Origin of the sequence: Pseudoalteromonas sp. H71, from assembly GCF_001468485.1 — a bacterium.
Lineage (GTDB): Bacteria > Pseudomonadota > Gammaproteobacteria > Enterobacterales > Alteromonadaceae > Pseudoalteromonas.
On sequence record NZ_LODI01000029.1, the window covers coordinates 25,606 to 27,358 of the forward strand.

2 protein-coding genes are annotated in these 1,753 nt (G+C 36.9%); both read right to left on the minus strand.

Annotated elements, in window-relative coordinates; translation table 11 throughout:
- Positions 1-170: 170 nt before the first annotated feature.
- Positions 171-491 carry a hypothetical protein gene (locus ATS71_RS13075; protein WP_058405219.1) on the minus strand — a complete coding sequence of 107 codons (321 nt, stop codon included), beginning with the start codon at positions 489-491 and terminating at the stop codon, positions 171-173.
- A gap of 8 nt (positions 492-499) precedes the next feature.
- Positions 500-1,168, minus strand: coding sequence for a nuclear transport factor 2 family protein (locus ATS71_RS13080; protein ID WP_058405220.1), 669 nt, complete (start codon positions 1,166-1,168; stop codon positions 500-502).
- Positions 1,169-1,753 lie beyond the last annotated feature (585 nt).

Here is a 1,753-nt window from a genome sequence, read left to right on the forward strand (position 1 = left end):
CGCTTCTAACGTGAGCAAGCTCTACGTCTACAAAACAAGGCTAAGATATGCCGCGCTTTTAGAAGTAGAGGCTAAGTGATTTGATAAAGGGTTACGTGAGCAGGCTTTGGTATAAAGCATACGTACTCAGTATACCTTAGCCGCTTTACTTTTGTTCGAAGTTTTAGGTGTTAACGCTTAAAGTACAAGTCGATTGCTTTGGTGAGTAACTCGTCGAGTTGCTCTTCAAAGCCATCCATATCAATTTCAAAATAGCTAAAATACTTTTTAACCTGTAATTGTGAAAGGTTACGGCTGTTTACGCTGTATTGGCGTTCGTCTTTTTGTTTATCATAACGCGGTAAAAAGACAAATTGTGCGTAGTACGGTGACTTAATATGCTTATTGGCATAACGACAAAAATCTTCAATATATTCTGCGCCTTCAGGGCCTAAACAACCAGGTTCAACTCGGTACATTAAGCGAAGTTTTTTGTCGTCAGTAATTTGCATAATAATCCTTAACGAAAAAATAATACGCGGATTATTTTTCCGTTTTTAATTTGGTAGCTCGATACAAGCTCTGAGCGTTTATCTATTACGTTTTCGTCTGTTGAACAGGTTTCTGATAGCTCATGATCTATTACTATATCGCCATGGACTATACGTTTAATAGGCGATGAGTGAATACACTTTAGCTTTTTAAACATTAACCCATAACGTGCTATTAGTTTTTCTTTTCCTTTAAATAATAGCTCATTGGGAAAAATATAAAACTCTACATCTTCATCGTAAACACGAATGAACTCTTCAATATTTCGTGCGTTGTATGCTTTTATAAGTTGTTCAACCACGGCTAGTGATTCGCGAGATTGTTTAGCTTTAGCTTGCTGCTTAGCGGTTAAGGCTTCTTTTGCTTGCGCTACGGCTTTTTCTGCCTCGGCTACGGCTGCAGCTTTTTCTATTTTATTTTTTGGTTTAACAACGGGCTTTGGTGTTTCATCGCCTAACACTTTAGTGTCGTCTGGTTTTGCTGGGTCAATAACAGGTTTTTTAAGCTCAGGGGCTTTATATTCAAGTGTGTTTACTTTTTCGTCAGCTTTTTGCTGTTCGTTAGTGGGCTCTGTGGCATAACTATTTAAAGCTAGCGTTAGGGTAAATAAAGCAAAAAAAATAGATAACGATTTCATAACTTTCCTAATAAAAACACTAAGCGTGTATTGTATTGCAACATAGCAAATTTTAACGTTTTCGGGTAGCAATTAAATGAATAACCTTGGCTTTCATTGCGTAGTTTAGCTTGAGTTTAACCCAGCTTTTAAAATAATTTTATTAAACACATAATTTTTAATGAGGGTATAAAAATGATTGCTTCACCACCAAGTAGTAAAGAAAATGCAAGGAGCCATGATTAATTGTTACTCCTGTTTTCTCAGTGTAGAGCGAAATGCCTCGGTGCGCTCTGTGGTAAATAAGTTAACCTAATTGGCTTTTTTCTTCTCATTTACTCCTCATTTGGTTCTTTTTTTGCATACTGCTTTAAAGCCCAATTTCACAAAGAGGCTAAGAGACGCTGCGCTTTTAGAGATAGTAAAAAAGCCCCGTATTTACAATGCCGTGGCTAAATATAACCTGTAGACGTACTTTGCTTTCGATTAATAGCAACGTTTTACTATGTTATTAAAGTGACTGTTTTACCACCGAGAAGTAAAGGAGAAGAACAGGAGTAGTGACTAATCAATATTTTTTAACTCTGTGTAGCGCGAAGCGCCTCG